Genomic DNA, 22389 nt, shown 5'->3' with positions numbered 1-22389 from the left:
TCCCGCCCGTCCTTTCTGGGCGGGCGGGACGCCCATCCCACAAGAAAAAAGGGAAATTATTTAATTGACGATCCTAATTAAAGTAGGGTGCGTCGCCGCCTGAATTCTGATTATTTACCACTATCAATGAGCGACGCACCATACCGCTATACTCTCGCCCGAAGTCACAAAAGAGAGTTAATTGTAGGGACACGGCACTGCCGTCTCGAAAGCTGTGCGTAATATTAATTCCGATGCTGCCAGATTTGATATGAAAGCAGTTGATTTTAGGCCGCAACAAAAAAGAGGACACAGCACTGCTGTGTCCATACTTTATATTTGTATTTTTCTAATTTGGACAAAATAAGACCCACCCTCAACCTAAACACTCAACCCTATACTTTTCGACGATCGTTGGTGCAAGCTTTATTTGTCAAAAATCTGCAATCCGATATCCATATTTTTTAAATCAGGATTTTAATTTGCTAAGTCGGCTGAGCTTCCAACCAATCAAAAATCAGGTTTAACTGTTCCAGTGTTACTAACCCGTACTGCCACAGCACCATCGGCAGTTCGCTGGCATCTTGTTCGCCGTGTCGGAGAGCAACGGCGATCGCCGAATTCGATATCGCCAACTCTCCCCGCAAATAATCGATCAGTTGAGCCTTTCTCATCACCTTCACCGCCAGTTTTATGCGATTTTGTAAAGATATGTAGCTAATCAGTCTGTATCGGAAGTTTAATTGGTCTAATTTTAGGTTCACAATAGAGAACCAGGTGTGATGGAAACAGCACAAAACTGGTGATAAAACTCAGATAAAAAAGCGATCGCAGTCACAATAACTCCGAGAATCAAATATGGGGTTCCGCGATCGCTCGTTTGCTTCGCATCAATTTATTTAAAAATCCTAAAGTCCTAGCTGAAGCTGAACTCCCGCTTCTGTACCGCTGTCGGTTTGTTTTGGAGGTAAAGGATTTCCTTGACGCTGGGCGTCTGAAGGAGTAGTAATAAATTCTAATGGGCCCTCGATTTTGAGACGAAATGTGTCGCCCAAGCTTCTTTCCCTTCTAGCAGAATTAGCCCCCGTTTCTGGTTCACCAATCAAGTTTTGGTAGTCCGAGTCTAAAGTTCTGTCCTCCACAGTCCTCAACGAGTCCCCAGATAAAGTCGTTTCCGAATATTGGGGCGTTGGTTGCAGTCTTTGTTGGGCGAGAACCGCCGGGGTCAAACCGATAAAAATTGAGCTCAGTCCGAGAGCAGTGCCAAGAGTAGCAATAACTGCGTTCATCATCCATGCCTCCGCTAGTTGCATCCTACTATCCTTATTTTACCCAGTCGCAATTAAGTTGTACTCTATCAAAAGTAGCTGCTTGTGGAGATATCAATTAAATTTACTGTCAAAACTTATAACTTTCGATCGCGCTATCGGTCAAATATAACTGACGCAGCAACCGGGTTGAAACGCCAAAATACGTCATTTCAGACATGAGTCAACCAAAAACTCTATTGGTTTGATTAGCGCGCCTCATGAGTGGAAAAATAGTTAGTGCTGGACGCACGGGCGGCTATCCATCGGTTGTTTTTCACGAAAATAGTTCGTTGCAGACCGCCAAAACGCTAAAAAAACCTGGTTTGAGATACCAGTTCCCAAAAAAATGCAACGGCAGACAAATTCCAAGCCCTTACAGAATCAGTCTTTCCTACTTCTTTAATTCTTTAATCTCAAATCTATAATAGGATGAGCGTGTAGAGTGAGTCCAGGATTGATACTGCATTCATCTCGATCGCCAATGTTCCCCAAGCGGACGATCGCGCTAAGATGGCGGTGGCAGTCGTTAAAAATTCAGTTGCCAGCGGCAGATTCCGAACTCTTAACAGCACTTTGCCTACTAAAACCATCTCAACTTCAAAACCTGCGCTCATCAAGTTGTACTTGACCAATAATTTCTTAATGGTACCCGCCACGTGATTTATCCGTGGAATCAATCCAACATCCAAAATCCTTGCATCCTCAAGCCCCCGGATTTATCCGTGGTGTCAATCTAAAATCTAAAATCTAAAATCTAAAATCGAATGACCAATAATTTCAAAGGTGGTACCCGCCACGTGATTTATCCGTGGAATCAATCCAAAATCCAAAATCCTTGCATCCTCAAGCCCCCGGATTTATCCGTGGTGTCAATTCTTTAATCTCAAATCTAAAATCTAAAATCGAATGACCGGAATGTTGTGGGTTCATAATAGTTCTGCTTTACCATGCCAATCAAATATCTGACAGACCCGATTTTAAAAATGTCGCGCAAAGTGCCAATTCGCATCGTCCTTGTTGTACCTTTTGCACTCCAGACTTTCGCTGCTGTAGGGTTGACGGGGTGGCTGTCGTTGCGGAACGGGCGCATAGCCGTCAACGATGTTGCCGCCCAACTGCGGACAGAAGTCACATCGCGTATCCAGCAACATATTAACAGTTATATTGAAACGCCACACCAAATCAATCAGCTCAATCTCGATGCCATCCGTCTTGGCATTGTGAACGTGCAGGATAGTGATAGTTTGCAACGCTACTTCTACAAACAAATCAAAATTTTTGATAAAATTAGCTACATTCAATTCGCATCCGAAGAAAAAGATTTTATTGGAGTGGAACGCCTCGACGACGGCAAGTTGCAAATTCAGATTTCTAATCAATCTACTGGCTATAACTTTCACACCTACGCGCCGTCCGAGTTCGGGGAACCAACCAAGCTATTAAAAACTACTCTCAACTACGACCCCCGCGTCCGACCTTGGTACATAGCTCCGGTGCGCGCAGGCAAACCGACTTGGAGTAAAATCTATAATTATTTTGACGCTCCCAAACTAGCGATTACGGCGGCTGTACCAGTTTATGGCGATGATGGTAAACTGATTGGCATCCTGGGTTCTGACTTGGCACTTTCCAAGCTCAATCAATTCTTAGAAAGTCTAAAAATTGGCAAATCAGGACAGACTTTTATTGTAGAAAGGTCTGGGCAATTGGTGGCAAATTCTACTCTGGAACCGCCATTTATTGTTAGCAATGGTGTTGCGAAACGGATTGTGGCAACGAGCAGCAAGAATGTTCTCATTCGATCGACCGCCCGCTATTTGACTGAACGCTTCGGGGATTTGCACAAAATTGACAGATCTCGCCAGTTAGATTTTACGATCGACGGTCAACGGCAATTTCTACAGGTGACGCCGCTTTTAGACAGCAGGGGCCTCGACTGGTTGATTGTGGTGACGGTTCCTGAAGCCGATTTTATGGAAAGGATTAATGCCAACACTCGGTATACTGTGGTGATGTGTCTGGGTGCTTTGGTGCTGGCAACGGTGATTGGCGCTCTGACTTCTAGGTGGATTGTTGTACCGATTCGGCGTCTGAGCAAGGCTGCGGAGGGTTTGTCCCGGGGAGAATGGGACGGGATGGCGGTAGATTCCCGCTTGATGGCGTCTGTAGAGCGAGAGGATGAGGTGGGTGTCCTGGCTCGCTCTTTTAATATGATGGCCGCTCAATTGGAAGAGTCGTTTACTACTCTCGAAGATCGGGTGGAATCTGCGATCGCCGACAAAAATCAATTAATTATTTCTCTGAAAAAATCCCAGCAAAAACTGGCTCTCCATCTTCACCAAACTCCTTTGGGTGCGATTGAATGGAATCTAAACTTTGAAGTAGCGGAATGGAATTTGTCAGCGGAAAGAATTTTTGGATACAACCGTTTGGAAGCAATGGGACGCCACGGAGTCGATCTCATAGTTCCTGAAAATGCTAAGGAGTATGTCCGGCAACTATCTATAACTTTGCTCACTAATCAAGGAGGAATTAGTAGTATTAACGAGAACATCAGAAAAGACGGAAAAATTATTCTGTGCGAGTGGTACAATACGACCTTGGTTGATGCTGATGGCAGCATTATCGGGGTGGCATCGCTGATTCAGGATGTGACTGAATTTCACAGTGCTGTGGGGCAGTTGCGGGCCAGCGAGGAGCGGTTTCGCCAGTTGGCAGAAAATATTCATGAGGTATTTTGGATTAGAGAACCCAATCAAAAGCAGCTAGTTTATGTGAGCCCTGCTTGCGAGAAAATATGGAATTTGAGCTGTCAGAGTTTGCAGTCAGAACCGGAGGCTTTTTGGGATGCTATTCACCGGGAGGATCTCGATCGCGTCAAGGCTGCTTTTGCGAAACAGGGGCGGGGCGATTATGATGAGGAGTATCGGGTAGTGCGCTCGGACGGTTCAGTTTGCTGGGTGCGCGATCGGGCTTTTCCAGTCCGCAGCCAAACCGGAGAAATTTACCGCATCGTCGGTATTGCTGAAGATATTACCCAGCGCAAATTAGCAGAAGAATTCCAAAAAGTCGCTCAAACCGCTCAAGCAGCAAACCAAGCCAAAAGCGCCTTTTTAGCTAATATGAGCCACGAATTGCGAACTCCCCTCAACGCGATTATTGGTTACAGCGATATGCTCACAGAAGACGCGGAGGATTTAGGCTGCGAAGATTTTATCCCCGACTTGCAAAAAATTCAAACTGCCGGTAAACACCTGCTATCTTTAATTAGCGACATTCTAGATATTTCTAAGATTGAAGCGGGGCGGATGGAACTTTACTTAGAAACTTTCAACCCGGTTAATTTAATTGACGAGGTAGTTTCTACTGTCAAACCCTTGGTAGATAAAAATTCAAATAAGTTTGAAGTTGATGTTGCTGACGACTTGGGAATGATGTATGCTGACATTACCAAAACTCGTCAAATATTGCTCAACCTGCTGAGCAATGCAGCCAAATTTACGGAACATGGCACTATTACCCTCTGTATTGAAAGAGTTAAACATGACAGCTTAACCACTCAAGAAATAGCAGAACCTTCCGACTCAATAATTTTTCGCGTAGCTGATACGGGCATTGGGATTCCCCCCGAACAATTGCAGCATTTATTTCAAGCATTTATGCAGGGCGACGCATCAACTACCCGCAAGTATGGCGGCACGGGTTTGGGATTGACGATTAGCCGTCACTTTTGCGTGATGATGGGTGGCGATATGCAGGTTGAAAGCGAGTTAGGTTGCGGTTCGGTTTTTACTGTGTGCTTGCCGGCCCGCGTTGAATTATTGGTCAGCAGTTAGTCTTGCTTTCCGGGAGGCAATTGTTACACAAGAAACCAGGTTTATTGACAAAAAACCTACGCTTTTAGATAATTTATGAGCAATAAACCAAGGTGATGATAGGATGCAGCCTCAGTCTTATTCTAGCTAATTCGCCGTTTCTGCCGCCCCAAAAGTTGAGCTGTTAATACCCCGCCGACGAAGCCAAAGAAATGCCCTTGCCAGGAAATTCCCGGCTGCGAGGGCAAAACTCCCCAAATTAAACTGCCGTAGAAGAAACCGACAATTAAAGATACCAAAATAGATGTAAAGCTGCGTTCAAAATAGCCCCGCAGCAGCAAGAAGCCGAAGTAACCAAAGATTAATCCGCTGGCACCAATGTGAACGGAATAGGGCGCGCCAGTCAGCCAAACTCCGAATCCGCTGACTAGCACAGTGACCGCACTCACGATAAAAAAGTCGCTAATTTCTCGCAGCATGATCAACCAACCCAATGTCACTAAAGGGAGGGTATTGGTGGCTAAGTGAGCAAAACTGCCGTGCAGAAAAGGCATCAACAGGATGCCTTGAAGTCCGTCGAGGTTGCGGGGGCGGACTCCGTAGGCATTCAGCCTGCCTCCGAATAGGAATACATCGACAATTTCGATAATCCAGAGGAGGGAGACGAAGCCACCGAGAATGGCGGCGTGGCTTTGCAATTCGCGGGTGATAGCTTTGGTTTCTGGGTTACTCATGGGTGGTGAGGACGGTGATACCGATTATTTCTCATTGTAGAAGTTTCTGAGCGATCGCGAGCAAAGATTGTTGGGTCGATGTTTCAGGGTTTTTTGCAGCAGAGCTTATTTAGAAATATTATAAGTTTTATTAAAAATTCCGCATTTTCACGTATAGGATAATTCACCTGGATGCGTCACAATTGTAATTGAACAACAAAAGGAGACTCAACCGAAGGTTGAAGCTAAAAGGTAGAAGACAGAATTTTTACCCTCTCAATCAATTGTTGGGCTTGAAATGAGGACACTTTTTAGAGCGCACACCGTCTTTAAAAAAAATCAGGAACTACTTTTCTCGCCCTAAGTCATTAATTTAAGAAGTTCAATCCGGTAAAGCAAAACGAGATGCTGTAGATACTGATTGTAGATAATATCGCACAAGCTCTACAGAGAGTTCTTGGCACCTCGTTATCAAAGAGGAAGAGAGCAAAATGAACGTATTTGATCATACAGTCTCCTACCGAACTCTGCCACATTGGGTAGGATTTGGCAAACAAGAAACCGCCGTTAATGTCGCTACAAATTCTCAGCCTTACGGTCAAAAGCCACACTTTGACCCCTTGCATCCGCTAAAACAATGGCTTGATAACACTGCAATTAAAAGTCAAAAGTTGGCACGGTTGCTGTGTAAGTTGATTCCTAGCCAGTGTCCGTTTGAGCGAGAAGTCAAAATTGGCGATCGCACTTTATTATCCATTCCGCCGCTGTGCAAGTTAAATCCGCTTTACGAGCAAGTGGTTGGGCTGCGCTTTCGAGCTTTGTGTTATTTGGCTGACGAATGTGGCGAAGATGTGACTCCTTATTGTTAATGCTGCAAAAACTTAAATTTCTCACTGTCATTTCACCCTCCCTTCTCCTTGTTGGGGAGGGTTTTTTTATTTTGAGATTATTCGGTGGTTGAAACCTGTTATATCAATTCCGGTTGCACCGGAATTATTGTTGACTGTTGACTGTTGACTGTTGACTGTTGACTGTGAGTCGAAAAACTGAATGGTTGAGTGTTAACTGTTGACTCGATTTTATTATTCCGATGCAACCGGAAACGATATTAACCTCAAACTCAAATGTGGCAAAGGGCCGATCATTCGATTTTAGATTTTAGATTTTAGATTTTAGATTTTAGATTTTGGATTGACTTGCGCGAGATAAATTCGGGGGCTTGAGGATTTTAGATTTTAGATTTTGGATTGATTCCACGGAGAAATCACGTGGCGGGTACCATCAAGAAATTCTTGGTCATTTGAATTCGAGGTTAAATTAGACAAACTTTCGTCTGCCTCAGCAGAAAAGCCAGATATTCTGTTAGATCCCCGGCTTTTTGAAAAAGTCGGGGATCTAAAGCCTGATCGCATTTAAATACTAAAGGGAGCGAATCACTCGTTGTTGGAGAATGCGTTTGCCTTTGTTATAAATACTAAGGCTAGCTCCTGTAACAATGTAATCGTAGGCACCATTTGTGGCCACGTAACCAGTCCCCTCTTCAGTTCGAGCACGCAGGGCAATTGTGCTGCCGTTACTCTTTTTAACGCCGTAGTAATATACTTGATTGGCGTGGTTGTAGCACAGATAAATCCGAAAGTTGCTGGTCTCGAAATAGTTTTCCACTTTCTGTCTTTTGCGAGCACAAAAATCTCTAACCTGTTTTTGGGGAGTGGATACATTAGCTATTTGTATGGTTTCAATCGGAGACTGAGTGCGAGACGCTGTTGGTGCAGTGCTTGTGTTCGATTGTCCTAAAGCCAAGGTTGCCGCTGGATTGCTGGCAAATAGCATTAAACCGAGTAAGCTGGTTTGTGTGAGTCTTGCTGTGAAGTTCATAAGTCATTCCTTTAAAAGATGTTGATGCGTCTAATCTAGGTAAGTGGGATTGATTAGGGCGATCGAACAGTACAGTTTTCGCCATTGGCCTCAAGGAGGAAATCCTGGGATGCAATTTCCGTTTGCCCTGCGATGGGACACTATTCTCAATAAGCTTTTAGGGGCAGGCTAGAAGCCCGCCCCACAATAGGATTGAATGTATAGTCGAAAGTTCGTTACTGAGAATGATATTTTTTTGTGAGTTTCTCTGCAACTGACTAGCCGCCGGACAATTAAATAACTGGCACTTTCGATTGCTGAGAGGACTTATGCACTAATAGGCGATCGCGAGGACAAAGCACAGAATGATTTTAAAGATTGGGTGCAAAGTGCGGGCGCTGATGCTAGTTTTCATCAATTTTGATAAGTGCGATCGCGCGACACGCCCCCGTAACCCACGAGGGAAGTCTTTACGTGTCGCTTTTGGGCTTTTCCGGTTCAGAAGGTAAATCTCCCTTTTTTTTCGCTTCCAAAACCGCCGTTTCAACGATAAAAGCGATCAAACTAGCTGTGGGTCTACCTTGCCGGTCGGCCCACAGTTCTAAGGATTCATAGATGTAGTCGGGGAGTGTGATGTGAACGCGCTTGCTCACTGTCAATATTTACTGTTTGTGAACGCTCCCAATCATACAAGTTTACGCCGATCGCGGTGTTATAACGCTATTTTAGTAATTTTCTGCTACCAATGAGGGCCTTTTGTGCAATAATTTGTACAGCACACCACAGGTGCAAAGTCAAAAGCCAGTCCCCCGCCGTGGAAAGCAAGGACTGGCTATGGCTCCAATTAACAAGGAGATACACCTATTATGCCGTATGAGAAACGTCTCAGACCGTGGATCGTGGTTCGTTTGCTTCCAAATCTACAAAGGGTCGTTGTCGGTCGGTTTCGCAGTTGGTCTGATGCAGAGGGTCATTTGCGAGTTCTCAAACAACTGCTTCCTGCTGCTCAATTGACCCTAGTTTTCGATCCGATCGATTAATTTTGGTGGCGAGTAATTGAAGTGCGATCGCCCTTGGTTTGAGAAGGGCGATCGTAGATGTTGGAATCTTATCAAAAACAGGCTTTCCGGCCTGTTCCCCAAAGAATGGTTTTTGTTGTGGGGTGTAGGGGTTGGGCAGGAGAGCCCGCCCGTACTTTCGGGCAATGTTAAACTAGACGCAAAATATCAATTGAGTTGGGGAAAAAACCGTGACAGCTATTCTACAAGCAACAGAACAGCCAACAGCACAGCGCTACTTCACTCCCGAAGAATATCTAGCCCTGGAAGAAGCAGCAGAGTATAAAAGTGAATATCGCGACGGAGTAATTATTCCTATGACAGGTGGAACTACGAATCACAATCAAATCGCTGGAAATATTTATATCGCATTAAGTCTTGGCCTCAAAAAACATGACTATAGAGTGTTTTTCGGCGACGTGCGTCTGTGGCTGCCGAAAAAGCGAACTTATACTTATCCCGACGTGATGGTAATTCCGGGTAAACCTGAGTATTTCAATAATCGCCAGGATACGGTGATGAATCCTCAAGTGATTGTGGAAGTTTTATCGAAATCTACGAAAGCTTACGATCGCAGCGATAAGTTTCAGTTTTATCAAACGCTGCCGACCTTTCAAGAGTATATTCTAATTGACCCATCGCGAATTTATGTAGAGCAGTATTGCAAGTTGGCAAACAAGCGATGGTCGTACAGTCAGTACGATGAAGAGGATGCGGCGCTAGTTTTGAATTTCTTTCAAGTTGAAGTAGCGCTGGCTGATGTCTATGAGAAGGTGGATTTTGAGGCGGAAAATGAGCCAGAAGATAGCCCGGAAGAATAATGCCGATCGCACTTGGTTTGAAAACGCAAGCGTTGATGATGAAAACTAGAAAGTATTCATTGACGGAATTCTTCTAATGTGATATGTTCAAGTTTATATTTATTACATTCATCAACTTAATATGACTAAGCCATTTCAAAGAATAATGCAAGCCGAGGATTTGCTAGAAAAAGCTAAGCGTCGCGAACAACAGTTGAGAATTAAATCTAGGCAGCGGTCGTTACACGGAAAGTCTATTAGAACTCCTGCTATTAACACTATACTGAAAAAATCAGGAAACAAATGGGGATTTGGAAGTGAAAAAGCTTTGGAAGATTTTGTATATGATAACTTGGATTGTTTGTTTGGACTAACACCTTTGAACCGTCAACATACAGTTAACGGAGAAGTTTGCGATATTTTGGCAATAGATGAAAATAAACAGTTAGTAGTGCAAGAGCTAAAAAATGAGGCAGATAGAAGTCTTATTCAGCAATTAACTCGTTATTATAGTAATTTGATTCAGTTTCAACCATACGATCGGGAAATAGATTATATCAAACCTATTAGGTTGATCGCGATTGCACCTAGTTTTCACAAACAAAACTTAATAGATATAAAGTACAGCCAACTATCTTTTGAGTTATTGAAATTTGAGGTAATTCAAGAGGAAAATAAACTTTTTATAAATTTTAATAATATAGATACAGGTAAAGTTTTTAGTGCAGAGTTTCAACACAGTAAAGAAGATGTTTGGGATATAGCAGCAAATTTACCGGAACCACCCAAAGCATTGTCTAATATTATGGCAGAATGCACTTCTGAACATCAGGAAAAAGTTCTTAAAATTAGAGAACAGATTCTTTGTTTCCATGAGAAAATTCAGGAAATCACTGCTAGTGGTGTTGTTAAGTATGGTCGCGGTCAAAGTAAAATTTGTGCTGAAATTCGTCATAGCAGTTCATCAAAAATGAATCTGGCTAATTCATCAAATTATCCGGGAATTTACTTGTATCTACCCATCCCTGATAAACAATCAGTAAGTTACAGGCCACCTCTGGGCAGAATGCAAATCCTGGCTGATGAATTGCAGAATGTGATCTTCGTAGGCTATATCCCTCAAGGTAAAAGAGGGGTGTCGAGTGTTTATAAGTTTCACGATTTTGAAAAGTTTATAAACCCGGCAAAGGTAACAAACCAATCTACACAATTAGAAATTTTGATAGACTTAGCTTTAGAAAACTGGTTGCAAAGATTTTAAGTTTACTAAGATTAGTCAGATACCGTAGGGTGCGTCGCTATTGAAAATCTCCGAACTAAATCGAAAATCTCATAGCGACGCACCCTACAATTAACTATGCGCCGACAGATTCCTTCGCTGCGTACAGCACCTCAACGGTAATCTTATCAATTCCCCGATCGCGCGCAAACTTCTCAGTATTCCGCTTCACCTTACCCCGCACAAAACCAGGGATTTTATTCAACTCAGCTTGTCCATCCTTCGTCCAACCCATATCAGAGTCAGCCGAAATTCCCTTGGTAATCACTTCCTTAGTATCGTGGCCGCCGAAGATTTCCAGCAAGTGATCTTCCATTCCCAAAGTGAAGGAATTGTAGACCAAATCTACGCACTGATTCGTGCCTTCATAACCCAAAAATGGCTTGTAGCCGATCGGGAAATTTTGGACGTGAATCGGTGCAGCAATTACGCCGCAGGGAATATCCAACCGCTTACCTACGTGGCGTTCCATTTGGGTGCCGAAAATTGCCGAAGGTTCCGCTTTGGCGATCGCATCCCCGATCGCCCCGTGATCGTCCGTCACCAGCACTTCATCGCAATACTCGCTTACCTGTTCCCGGAACCAATCAGCATCGTGTTTGCAGTAGGTTCCTGCCCACACAACGTGGATTCCCATCTCGCGAGCCAAAATCTTCGTCATCGCCGCAGCGTGGGTATTATCGCCAAATACGACGGCTTTTTTGCCCGTTAAGTTTTGGCAGTCGATCGATCGCGAAAACCAAGCAGCCTGCGACACAAACCGCGTTTGTTGGTCAATAAAATTTTCGTAATCAACATCCGCACCTTGAGCGTTCAAAACTTGCTGAATCTTGCGGATACAGCGCGCAGTTTCTACCACACCCATCGGCGTAATATCGATCATCGGCGTACCGAATTCTTTTTGCAAATACTCCCCGGCCATCATCCCCAATTCCCGATAAGGAACCAAGTTAAACCAAGCGCGGGGCAGTCTTTTTAAGTTATGAACCGAAGCACCTTCGGGAATAACTTCGTTGACTTCAATGCCCAAATCTGCCATCAAACGCTTTAACTCGGTGCAGTCGTGCTGGTTGTGGAAACCCAGGGTAGACATACCGATAATGTTGACAGATGGTTTTTCGCTTTTGGCTTCTACTAAATCGCCTTTTTTGCGGGCTTTGTTAATGTAAAATTGGACGATTTGATCCAAAGTGCGATCGGCTGCTTGCAGTTCGTTTACCCGATAATGGTTAACATCCGCCAGCAATACATCGCCTTTGGCATCCAATTGAGCTCGTTCCACGAAGTTTTCCAAGTCTTCTTGCAGAATGCTGGAGGTGCAAGTCGGGGTGAGCACGATTAAATCTGGGTGTTCTTCTCTGTCCTTGCGGGTGATGTTGTCCACCACCCGTTCCTGGGAACCCCGCGCCAGTACGTGTCTGTCAACGACGCTGGTAGTCACCGGGGTGAAATCCCGTTCCCTCTCCAGCATGGAACGCATGACGTTGAAATAGTCGTCTCCTATGGGTGCGTGCATGATTGCATGGACGTTTTTGAAGGAAGTGGCAACGCGCAGAGTGCCGATGTGGGCTGGGCCTGCGTACATCCAATAAGCCAATTTCATAGGTATTTTTCCTGATGCTGGTTGAGAATTGCCCGATCGGGCGATTACTGCTAAATTTTAAGGTTGTTTCTGATTTTCTCACCGGATGAATCCTTGAGAAATACTAAGTTTCTGAGGATTTACACATTTGGGAAATGCTCAAACGCTTTGCCTGCTTGGCATTTGACTCGCAATTCAAACAACTTTACCTGGGTTTTATGGCAATAATTCTTAATCTTTCCTAAAATTTTCTTAAGAGTTAGGCAAATTTGATTAATGTAGGGTTCGCTGCCGCGCACCAGACAAGGTGCAATAATTCTGCATTTTTTGTCAAATTTACTCTGCTCAAACGGTCAATCGATTTTAGATTTTAGATTTTAGATTTTAGATTTTAGAATTGAAGCATTGACTTGCGCGAGATAAATACGTTCGGCAAGTTTCATCGGATACAGGTTTTTTATTTCTGGGTCCTCAGTCTGCGAAGGAATGAATTCGGGGGCTTGTCTCCTGGATGCTTTCGGTCAATCGATTGCGCGATTTGAGATTTTCGATTAAAGATTAAAGAATTGAAGCCTTGACCCAGCCCAAAAACGGATACGCTGCCACGTACAGGAGTCGTGGAAAGATAAAAATTGTAGACCCTAGTTCAAGCTCCCAGATTGCATCTGTGGGGTAAATCTAAAATCTAAAATCTAAAATCTAAAATCGACTGACTTGCGCGAGATAAATTCGGGGGATCCTTTATCGGATACAGGTTTTTTATTTCTCCACCCATGAAGCCGGGGGCTTGTATCCTAGATGCTTTCGGTCAGTTAGCTAAACAGACGGGAATCCCCGCACTATATCGCTTCGATTAGTGTGGGATGAAAGGCGCGTGAGGTGAGGATTCCACCCGTCTAGCAATTCAAAACATAGTTTTGAATTGCTAGACGGGTGGATGACGAAACAAACAAACTCTTTGTTTAACGAGTCTATTTTGTACTTCAATATACTTTACTCATGCACTTGACAGTAAATAAAGTATTCTGGTACAGTAACACTAATTGATATGTACCGACCACGCCAAAGGAATGAGAAGCTCTTACCAATATCGATTACGTCCAACAAAGTTACAAGCCATTGAAATCGACAGATGGCTGTCGATGCTATGGGCTCAATACAATTACTTGTTGGCTGATAGATTCAATTGGTACGAGCAAAACCGTTCTCCCATCAATGCGTGTCCGCTAGTTTGCCATTTACCCGAACTGCGGGATAATCCCGAATATTACAGTCAGAAAAAAACGTTACCTCAACTCAAGAAAACTCATCCTTGGTATGCTGAGATTTACTCTCAAGTTCTTCAAGATGTAGTTAAGCGAGTTAAGGTATCTTTTGATCGTTTCCTAAAAGGTGATAGCAACGGAAAGCGTAGTGGCAGACCGAGATTTAAACCACGCAGTCGTTATCGCACGTTCACTTATCCTCAAGTTAAAGACGGTTGTTTACAAAATAACTTAATTAACTTGCCGATGCTTGGAAAAGTTAAGGTTGTTTTACACCGTTCCATACCTAATGGATTCAAAATCAAAACCGTCTCTATCACTAAAAAGGCTGATGGGTACTATCTTACGCTCTCCCTAGAAGATTCAACAGTTCCTACGATTAAACCAGATTTTAATCCTCAAAAGATTACTGGAATTGATGTTGGGCTAAAGAATTTCTTGACAACCTCTGAGGGCGAAACAGTTGCAATTCCTCAACATTACCGCAAAGCCGGGAAACGTCTGCGAACTATTCAGAAGCGAGTATCGCGTCGTAAAAAAGGTAGCAACCGGAGACAGAAAGCAGTTAAGCAACTGGGAAAATGTCACAAGAAAGTAGCAGAGAAGCGTAAAGACTTTCATTTTAAGACGGCTAACGAGCTGTTGAAAAAATATGATGTTGTTGCGGTTGAAAATTTGAATATTAAAGGACTGGCTCGTACAAAATTAGCTAAATCTGTGTTGGATGCTGGGTGGTCAAGCTTTCTGTCGATTCTAACAAATAAAGCCGTAAATGCTGGTGTGTTGGTAATCCCAGTAAGTGCCTACAATACTTCACAAGATTGCTCTAGTTGTGGCGAAAAAGTACCAAAAAAGCTGCATATTCGTTGGCATGACTGCCCTCACTGTGGGTGTAGTCTAGACCGCGATCATAATGCAGCAATAGGAATCAAAAATAGGGCGGTGGGTCATCCCGTGCTTAAAGCTCAGTCAATGTCCGAAGCAATAGCTGGAGTCACTGAGAAGCCTACACCAATGGTGACAGCTTGTGTTGGTGTAGGAGTATGTCACTATTGTTAATCGATGGTCAAAATAGATAGAACTGAAGGAACTTGCAGCTTCCGAAGCAACACTTAACTCCCTCCGCGCCTCGGTCGCCAATTATAGTTAAGATTTGCACCGGCCGTTGTTTTGAAGCACCCAAATTCGTGCTCGATCGCCGGAAAAAATAAATCTTTCAGCACTTGCGTATTTTCACGAGATGTGGTGAAGCTCCACGAAAGTCAAGCGATTGCTTGGAATCTGAGATGATTTAGTTGTCAATATGGCGATCGAGCATTAAAGTAAATCGTTGCACAAATCCTGTATTTGTGATTTTGTTTACCTAACTGCTGAGGTGACGAAAGCCCCAGCTTGCATTTGTCAGCAGTAGCTCATTCCTGTCAAGGCCTGCTTTCCCACACATCCCAAAAGATAGCTCTTGAGCGATAATGAGGAATAACATAGGATTTACGAAAAGAAACCCGATTTACACGAAAAAATCTTGGGTTTGTCAACGACTAGCAACGAAGAAACCCGGTTTCTAGCCCGCCGCGCGTCAGTCCTGTAACATTGACCAAGCACACCTAATTTGAGAGAACCCAACTATGATGGCAATTCCCGGCGTTGCAGTTCTCGCTCTCATTTATGAAAGCAGCACTTCCCTGGTTTACCGCGGCCACAACGAGCAGAACAACCAACCTGTTATTATCAAACTTATCAAAGAAGACTATCCGACTCCTGAAGAACTGAATAGATACAAGCGCGAATATGAGATCACTGCCAACTTAAGCCTGTTGGACGGAGTTGTGAAAGTGTATAAGTTGCAACAGGTTAGAAATAGTCTGGCAATGATCTTAGAAGATTTTGGCGGGGAATCTTTAAAAATATTTATGGGTTCCCAAAAATTTACCCTTTTAGGATTTCTGACTACGGCCATCAAAGTTGCTGAAACTTTGGGAGAAATTCACGGAAAAAATGTAATTCATAAAGATATAAATCCCTCTAATATAGTTTTTAATCCTGCTACAGGACAAGTGAAACTCATAGATTTCAGCATCTCAACAGCATCCAACCTGGAAAATATTCCCAATAAAAACCCTAATTTTTTAGAAGGCACTTTAGCCTATATGTCGCCCGAACAAACCGGCAGAATGAACCGGGTAGTCGATTACCGCACCGACTTTTATTCCCTCGGCGTTACCTTCTATGAAATCCTGGCAGGACAACTCCCTTTTCCCACTACAGATCCCATGGAGTTAGTTCACTGTCACATAGCCAAACAGCCAGTACCTCTCGCTGAAATAGCCGCAGAAATTCCTAAAACTGTTTCAGATATTGTGATGAAATTGTTAGCAAAAACCGCTGAGGAGCGCTATCAAAGTGCTTGGGGACTAAAAGCTGATTTGGAATCATGCCTGTTTCAGTGGCAAACATCTGGGTTTGTTTCCGATTTTCCTCTCGGCAGGCAAGATATTTCAGACAAATTTCAAATACCTCAAAAACTTTACGGCAGACAGCGAGAAGTTGAAACTCTTTTAGCGGCCTTTGAACGGGTAGCAGCAACAAATAATCGAGGCTACCGCACCGACGATTCTCAAATTTCTGTCATCAAAAAAGAGAGCAAATCGAAAAAAGAAATTCCCTTGTCTGTTTTGGCGAGAGGACAGCATAAATCCCGGAGCGAGATGATGCTGATTGCCGGTTATTCCGGCATTGGCAAATCTGCAATGGTGAAGATTTTAGACAAACCGATTACCCGCCGACGTGGATATTTTATTTGGGGAAAGTTTGACCAGTACAAGCGGACTATTCCTTACTCTGCCGTTGTCAGCGCTTTTTCGGAGTTGGTGCGACAACTGTTAACTGAAAGCGAAGCTCAATTAGCAGTTTGGCGCGAAAAACTCCGCACTTCTTTCGGGCAAAACGGGCAAATTATTATTGATGTTATTCCCGAAGTTGAACTAATTGTCGGAGCTCAGTCTCCTGTATCTGAATTGGGGCCGACGGAATCTCTGAACCGCTTTAATTTAGTATTTCAAAATTTCATTCGCGTATTTTGCCAGCCAGAACATCCGCTGGTCATTTTTCTCGACGATTTGCAGTGGGCTGATTCGGCTACTCTCAAATTGATCGAATTGATGATGACAGATGAAGCTACGCAATATCTGTTTTTAATTGGTGCTTATCGCGATAATGAAGTTAGTCCTACTCATCCTTTAATGATGACTTTGGAGACGCTGCGAAATCAGGAAGCTATCATTAATCAGATTGCTTTGTCGCCGCTGGGGGTGGAAAACATAACTCATTTGATTGCGGAGACTTTGCACAGCGATCGAGAATCTGTCAAACCCTTAGCTGAATTGGTAATCAGCAAAACCGACGGCAATCCTTTTTTTGTCAATCAATTTCTGCAAACATTGTATCAGGAAAACCTGCTAGTTTTTCACCCGCCACAGTTTGGGAGCAAGGGCGGCTGGCATTGGGATATGACTCAAATTGAGCAGTGCGCTATCACTGACAATGTAGTAGATTTGATGGTACAAAAACTGAGAAAACTGCCAAGTTCAACGCAGCAAGTTTTGCGTTTAGTGGCTTGTTTGGGCAACGAATTTGATTTGAATACTCTTTCTTTAATTCATGAGAAAGAAGCATCGGAAACTTTTTCTCACCTGTTGCCAGCGATTAAGTCTGGACTGATTCTGCCAACTTCGGAATTGGAAAGCAAGTCATTAGATTACGTGCTGTTTCCACTATTAATTCTGAATTATAAATTTTTGCACGATCGCGTACAGCAAGCCGCTTATGCTCTGATCGACGACTCGCAAAAAAAGGCAGTTCACCTGAAAATAGGCAGGCAAATCCTAGAAAACACTCCGGCTGAATATCGCGCTGACAGAATCTTTGAATTAGTCGATCACTTGAATGTAGCTCGATCGCTAATTAAAGACGATCGAGAATTAATTGAGCTGGCAACGCTAAATTTAGACGCCGCCCGCAGAGCCAAAGACGCCACTGCTTATGTTGCTGCCTTGCAGTATTTAACCGCAGGCATGGACGGTTTGAGCGCCGATATTTGGGATGCCCACTACGATTTAGCCTTTGCCTTGCACATGGAGCGAGCAAATGTTGAGTATTTAAACGGTTATTTCGAGAATTCTGAAGAATTTATTAATATAACTCTGGAAAAAGCGCGATCGGCCTTAGAAAAGGTAGAAATTTACAACCTGCTGATCGTGCAGTACACCCTGCGGGCGAAGTACGAAGAAGCCGTTAAAGCCGGAATCCAAGCTTTGGACTTGCTAGGCATTGACTTGCCGCTAGACGGACTACAAAAAGTCATATCCGAAGAATTTGCAGCCGCCACAAATATTTTAGCAGGTAGAGAAATAGCTTCCCTAATTGACGCCCCCGAAATGACTGTACCCGACAAAAAAGTTGCAGTCAAATTAATTACCAACTTGCTGACATCGGCGTACCTCAAAAATCCCGACTTGTGGAAAGTCAGCGTTTTAAAAGGAGTCAATCTTTCTCTACAATACGGTTTAGTACCCGAAGCCTCTCTTTGCTATGCTGGCTACGGTATGTTCTTAAACGCAGTTTCGGGAGATTACAAAGCTGCGTATCAATTCGGCTTGCTCTCGCTAAATCTCAGCGAAAAATCTGGCAATATCGGCTTAAAATGCAGAGCCTGTTCATCCTTAGTCAGTATTTTTTATTACTGGTTCAATCACATCAAAGATTCCCATGCAATCAGCAATGAAGGATATCAAGCAGCTTTAGAATCAGGAGATTTAGAGTATGCGGGTTATATCCTGTCCAACCGCATAGCTAACTCATTTTTTCAAGGTAAAGAAATCTCGCAAATTCTAGCCGACACGAGCAGGTATTTGCAGTTCAGCCAAAAGACCAAAAATCAGCTCGTAACCGATATCTTATTAGGGGTAGAGTTAATCCTGCGTAACTTGAGCAAACTAACTCCTGAAAAGTTTGTATTTGAAAGCGAAGATATCAGCGAAGCTGAATACGTACACAACTGTCAAACTCATCAAAATTTGTACTCGCTCTGCCTTTATCAGATTCGCAAATGCCAGGTAATGTACTGGTACGGCAACTTCAACGAAGCGCTACAACTAGCTTTTGAAGTAGAAAAACAGCTATCTTTTATTACCGGAGCCATACCCGCTACTGAATGGAATTTTTTCTTTTCTCTAACTTTAGCCGCCGTTTTCCCAAATGTTTCAGAAGAGAAGCAAAAGGAATACTTGGAAAAGTTAGAAGAAAACCAAAAACAGATGAAAATTTGGGCAGACAACTGTGCCGAAAATTTTCTGCACAAGTACCTTTTAGTACAAGCAGAAATAGCCCGAATTTCCAAGAAAGATTCAGAAGCTGTAGAACTGTACGATTTCTCTATCAATTTAGCCCAAGACAATGAATTTGTCCAAAATGAAGCGCTAGCTAATGAACTAGCAGCTAAGTTTTGGTTGAGTAAAGGCAAGTATCAATATGCCAAAATCCACTTGCGCGAAGCTCACTCGTGCTACTTGCGCTGGGGTGCAGTTCGCAAAGTAGAAGATTTAGAACAGAAGTATCCGCAGTTGCGGGAAATGACGCCGATCAACGGAAGTTTTAACAACAATCAAACTACCACGACTATTCATACTTCTACGGGCAGCGATGCGAGAGTCCTGGATTTGGCAACGGTAATGAAAGCATCTCTGGCGATTTCTAGCGAAATTGTCCTCGATAAATTGCTCGCTTCTTTGATGAGAATCTCCTTAGAAAATGCGGGGGCTCAATTAGGTTTTCTAATTTTAGTCAGAGATGGTCAACTGTTGATTTCAGCTAAAGCGTCAGTATTTGCTGAAGATGTAGCTGTGCTGCAATTTACGCCTGTTGCAGACTATCACGATTTACCTGTGACGGTGATTAATTATGTGGAAAGGACTCGCTCGGATTTGGTATTGAGCAATGCGGCGGCTGAGGGACTATTCACAGCCGATCCTTACATCGCTAAACACAAACTGCAATCTATTTTGTGTACTCCCATCATCAATCAAGGGAAATTGATCGGCATTCTTTATTTAGAAAACAATTTGACTGTCGGAGCATTTACTCCCCACAGATTGGAAGTTTTAAGGTTGCTTTCTTCCCAAGTTGCTATTTCTTTGGAAAATGCTCTACTTTACAATTCGGTGGAACAGAAAGTGCAAGAACGGACGCAGGAGTTAAATGAAAAGAACGAGCGTTTAGAACAAACTTTGCGCGAACTTAAACTAACTCAAGCTCAATTAATCCAAACGGAAAAGATGTCTAGTTTGGGGCAAATGGTGGCTGGTGTAGCTCACGAAATTAATAATCCTGTAAGTTTCATCTACGGTAATCTTAATCCGGCTAGCGAATACGTTAAAGACTTGCTAAAATTGATTGAGCTTTACCAGCAGCACTATCCAGAACCTGCTGATGAAATTTTAGAAGAAATAGAAACTATTGAGCTGGAATTTTTGAGCGAGGATTTGCAAAAGCTGCTGGATTCCATGAAAGTAGGAGCGGAAAGAATCCGGGATATTGTGCTAAGCTTGCGGAATTTCTCGCGCCTCGACGAAGCGCAAATGAAGTCGGTAGATATCCATCAAGGCATCGACAGTACGGTGATGTTGCTGCAACCGCGCCTGAGAAAAGAGGGCGGGCGTTTGGGAATTGAGGTGATTAAAAATTACAGCACGCTACCCCTAATTACTTGTTATGCGTCTCAGTTGAATCAGGTATTTATGAATATTTTGACAAATGCGATCGATGCTCTCCTCGTAGCCAGAGATAGCCCGGAAAACTCTCATCAACAGCCTACGATTACAATTTCTACAGAGGTGACAGACAGGAATTCTGCCATAATTAGAATTGCCGACAGCGGGCCGGGGATGAGCACTGAGGTGCTGCACAAGATATTCGATCCATTTTTTACAACTAAGCCCGTGGGTTCGGGAACTGGTTTGGGATTGTCTATTTCTCACTCGATTGTTGTCAGTTCTCACGGTGGAAAATTGACTTGTGTTTCTGCACCCGGAGAGGGAAGCGAGTTTATTATTGAAATTCCGATCGCCCCCAAGCAAGTTTTGTAATCGGCGCTACTATTAACCCACAGCAAGGCTGAAAGAGTAATGATGTTTCAGGGAAAATGGAATCATAAACGTCTCTACCTCTCTTTATTTGCGTAAATCCGCTTGCGCCGTTCGTGATTGTTGACGATTCTGCGAAGCTGAGTGGGCATCGCTGTTGCAGGAATTTATAAAATAAGTTAGGAGCGCGAATTAAATAACTTACAATTTTAATTGTTATTGTGGGATGGGCGTCCCGCCCGTCATGAGTGGACGGGCGGGACGCCCATCCCACTTTCAAGAGTGGAAGTTATTTAATTCTCATTCCTTAGTGAGAAAGTTTCCAACATTCTCGCGCAATTTCCCAATCCTCCTGCGTGTGAATTACCAAAATTCTCACCGCTGAATCCACTGCCGCAATATCTCGATCGATCGATGAATGTTGATTTTTATCCCCATCCAATTTTAACCCGATAAATCCAAAAGCTTCGCAAGCGGCAGCCCGTACAAGAGCAGAATTTTCCCCAACTCCCGCCGTAAAAATTAAAGCATCTAACCCTCCTAAACTCGCCAGCATGGCACCAATTCCGGCACGCAAACGGTGGATGTAAATATCCAAAGCAAGTTGAGCTCTCTGATTACCTTGGGCGATCGCATCTCCAATCTGCCGCAGATCGCTAGACACCCCTGAAATCCCTTTTAAACCTGAATTTCGATTGAGAATACCATCAAGTTTCTCAGCAGTAAAATCGGATTGCTTTAACAGATGAATGAGAATGCCTGGATCGATCGAACCCGATCGACTTCCCATCATCAAACCTTCCAAAGGCGTAAATCCCATCGTCGTGTCAACACTCCAGCCACCGCGAATGGCCGCCAGAGAACATCCGTTGCCCAAATGACAGCTAATCAACCGCAAATCTGCCAAATCTTGACCCAGAATGTCCGCGGCCCGACGCGCGCAATATTGATGGCTAATCCCGTGAAAACCGTAACGGCGAATCCCATTTTCCAGCCATTCGTAGGGGCCGGGATAAACAAAGGCTGCGGGCGACAATTGTGCGTGAAAAGCTGTATCAAATACTGCTACTTGCGGCACTTTTTCGAGGATTTTTTCAATTGCTTCGATACCTTCGAGGTTAACCGGATTGTGGACAGGGGCGAAAACAGATAAACGGGCGATCGCCTGTTTAACATCCGGCGAAATTAACGTACTTTGCTGATAATCTTGTCCGCCATGTACGACGCGGTGGCCGACAATATCAATCTCGTTTAAATCATTAATTGTTTGAGTTTTTCCCTTCCAAAGACTCTCCAGCATTCGAGAAATAGCATCTTGGCGAGACTCGGATGCAAATTCCTCCTCAAGCCTATCGCCTTTTGCTGTTTTGACTTTCAACTCTGCTATACCCTGCTGGTGAGTCCAGTCTATTTGAGCCTCCCAGAGGGGTTGCAAAGGTTGATCGGGGAGGACATCGTTTAACTCGTAAAGACAGCTCTTTTGACTGCTAGAACCCGCATTTAACACCAGTATTTTCATGCTTGATTATGTCCTGTTGATTCGTTCTTTCGATCGCTAGGCGATTGCAATCGCATCTTGTCAAACTTTCATCCGC

General features: G+C 43.6%; 14 protein-coding genes. 6 read left to right on the top strand and 8 right to left on the bottom strand.

The window, feature by feature from the left end; genetic code table 11:
* Positions 1-464: 464 nt before the first annotated feature.
* From QT984_RS25445 to QT984_RS25435, 3 genes are all read right to left on the bottom strand, one after another.
* The gene (locus QT984_RS25445; protein WP_015178546.1) at positions 465-653 is read right to left on the bottom strand and encodes a DUF2949 domain-containing protein; all 189 of its coding nucleotides are present in this window, start codon (positions 651-653) and stop codon (positions 465-467) included.
* 234 nt (positions 654-887) lie between these two features.
* The gene (locus QT984_RS25440; protein ID WP_333375196.1) at positions 888-1292 is read right to left on the bottom strand and encodes a hypothetical protein; all 405 of its coding nucleotides are present in this window, start codon (positions 1290-1292) and stop codon (positions 888-890) included.
* A gap of 416 nt (positions 1293-1708) precedes the next feature.
* Positions 1709-1945 (bottom strand): hypothetical protein, encoded by a 237-nt coding sequence (locus QT984_RS25435; protein ID WP_333211652.1) that lies wholly within the window; start codon positions 1943-1945, stop codon positions 1709-1711.
* Positions 1946-2236: 291 nt separating this feature from the next.
* On the opposite strand from QT984_RS25435, the gene QT984_RS25430 reads away from it, so the two are divergent.
* Entirely contained in the window at positions 2237-5125 is a 2889-nt protein-coding gene (locus tag QT984_RS25430) for a PAS domain S-box protein (RefSeq protein ID WP_333315170.1), read from the top strand.
* 122 nt (positions 5126-5247) lie between these two features.
* On the opposite strand, the gene QT984_RS25425 is transcribed toward QT984_RS25430, so the two are convergent.
* Positions 5248-5838, bottom strand: coding sequence for a rhomboid family intramembrane serine protease (locus QT984_RS25425; RefSeq protein WP_333056621.1), 591 nt, complete (start codon positions 5836-5838; stop codon positions 5248-5250).
* A gap of 470 nt (positions 5839-6308) precedes the next feature.
* Between QT984_RS25425 and QT984_RS25420 the strand changes: the two genes are divergently transcribed.
* Positions 6309-6686, top strand: coding sequence for a Mo-dependent nitrogenase C-terminal domain-containing protein (locus QT984_RS25420; protein ID WP_333056619.1), 378 nt, complete (start codon positions 6309-6311; stop codon positions 6684-6686).
* A 550-nt stretch (positions 6687-7236) separates the two neighbouring features.
* On the opposite strand, the gene QT984_RS25415 is transcribed toward QT984_RS25420, so the two are convergent.
* Together QT984_RS25415 and QT984_RS25410 are read right to left on the bottom strand one after the other, a co-directional pair.
* Complete coding sequence (locus QT984_RS25415; protein WP_333233971.1) at positions 7237-7695, bottom strand: hypothetical protein; 459 nt, start codon at positions 7693-7695, stop codon at positions 7237-7239.
* 449 nt (positions 7696-8144) lie between these two features.
* On the bottom strand, positions 8145-8327 hold the full coding sequence (locus QT984_RS25410; RefSeq protein WP_015178554.1) for a ribbon-helix-helix domain-containing protein: 183 nt from the start codon (positions 8325-8327) through the stop codon (positions 8145-8147).
* A gap of 596 nt (positions 8328-8923) precedes the next feature.
* Here QT984_RS25410 and QT984_RS25405 point away from each other — a divergent pair.
* Positions 8924-9553 carry a Uma2 family endonuclease gene (locus tag QT984_RS25405; RefSeq protein WP_333056615.1) on the top strand — a complete coding sequence of 210 codons (630 nt, stop codon included), beginning with the start codon at positions 8924-8926 and terminating at the stop codon, positions 9551-9553.
* Between the two features lie 121 nt (positions 9554-9674).
* Positions 9675-10793: an endonuclease NucS domain-containing protein gene (locus QT984_RS25400; protein WP_333056614.1), complete on the top strand. Its 1119-nt coding sequence runs from the start codon at positions 9675-9677 to the stop codon at positions 10791-10793.
* A gap of 94 nt (positions 10794-10887) precedes the next feature.
* On the opposite strand, the gene bchB is transcribed toward QT984_RS25400, so the two are convergent.
* Complete coding sequence (gene bchB / locus QT984_RS25395) at positions 10888-12414, bottom strand: ferredoxin:protochlorophyllide reductase (ATP-dependent) subunit B (protein ID WP_333200846.1); 1527 nt, start codon at positions 12412-12414, stop codon at positions 10888-10890.
* 1049 nt (positions 12415-13463) lie between these two features.
* Between bchB and QT984_RS25390 the strand changes: the two genes are divergently transcribed.
* Both QT984_RS25390 and QT984_RS25385 read left to right on the top strand, forming a co-directional pair.
* Complete coding sequence (locus QT984_RS25390) at positions 13464-14717, top strand: transposase (protein ID WP_333056613.1); 1254 nt, start codon at positions 13464-13466, stop codon at positions 14715-14717.
* Between the two features lie 566 nt (positions 14718-15283).
* Positions 15284-20797, top strand: a complete 5514-nt coding sequence (locus QT984_RS25385; protein ID WP_333375193.1) for an AAA family ATPase — start codon at positions 15284-15286, stop codon at positions 20795-20797.
* 304 nt (positions 20798-21101) lie between these two features.
* On the opposite strand, the gene QT984_RS25380 is transcribed toward QT984_RS25385, so the two are convergent.
* Positions 21102-22313, bottom strand: coding sequence for an acetate kinase (locus QT984_RS25380; RefSeq protein ID WP_333340620.1), 1212 nt, complete (start codon positions 22311-22313; stop codon positions 21102-21104).
* Positions 22314-22389 lie beyond the last annotated feature (76 nt).

Source organism: Microcoleus sp. Z1_B2 (genome assembly GCF_036700325.1).
Classification (GTDB): domain Bacteria; phylum Cyanobacteriota; class Cyanobacteriia; order Cyanobacteriales; family Microcoleaceae; genus Microcoleus.
The sequence above is the reverse complement of the archived record's forward strand: the minus strand, read 5'-3'. Positions and strand labels throughout refer to the sequence as shown.

Bases quoted from the DNA above. Each gene is read 5' to 3' on its own strand.
- QT984_RS25445 (WP_015178546.1), bottom strand. From the start codon at position 653: ATGAGAAAGGCTCAACTGATCGATTATTTGCGGGGAGAGTTGGCGATA.
- QT984_RS25440 (WP_333375196.1), bottom strand. From the start codon at position 1,292: ATGCAACTAGCGGAGGCATGGATGATGAACGCAGTTATTGCTACTCTT.
- QT984_RS25430 (WP_333315170.1), top strand. From the start codon at position 2,237: ATGCCAATCAAATATCTGACAGACCCGATTTTAAAAATGTCGCGCAAA.
- QT984_RS25425 (WP_333056621.1), bottom strand. From the start codon at position 5,838: ATGAGTAACCCAGAAACCAAAGCTATCACCCGCGAATTGCAAAGCCAC.
- QT984_RS25420 (WP_333056619.1), top strand. From the start codon at position 6,309: ATGAACGTATTTGATCATACAGTCTCCTACCGAACTCTGCCACATTGG.
- QT984_RS25415 (WP_333233971.1), bottom strand. From the start codon at position 7,695: ATGAACTTCACAGCAAGACTCACACAAACCAGCTTACTCGGTTTAATG.
- QT984_RS25400 (WP_333056614.1), top strand. From the start codon at position 9,675: ATGACTAAGCCATTTCAAAGAATAATGCAAGCCGAGGATTTGCTAGAA.
- bchB (WP_333200846.1), bottom strand. From the start codon at position 12,414: ATGAAATTGGCTTATTGGATGTACGCAGGCCCAGCCCACATCGGCACT.
- QT984_RS25390 (WP_333056613.1), top strand. From the start codon at position 13,464: ATGAGAAGCTCTTACCAATATCGATTACGTCCAACAAAGTTACAAGCC.
- QT984_RS25385 (WP_333375193.1), top strand. From the start codon at position 15,284: ATGATGGCAATTCCCGGCGTTGCAGTTCTCGCTCTCATTTATGAAAGC.
- QT984_RS25380 (WP_333340620.1), bottom strand. From the start codon at position 22,313: ATGAAAATACTGGTGTTAAATGCGGGTTCTAGCAGTCAAAAGAGCTGT.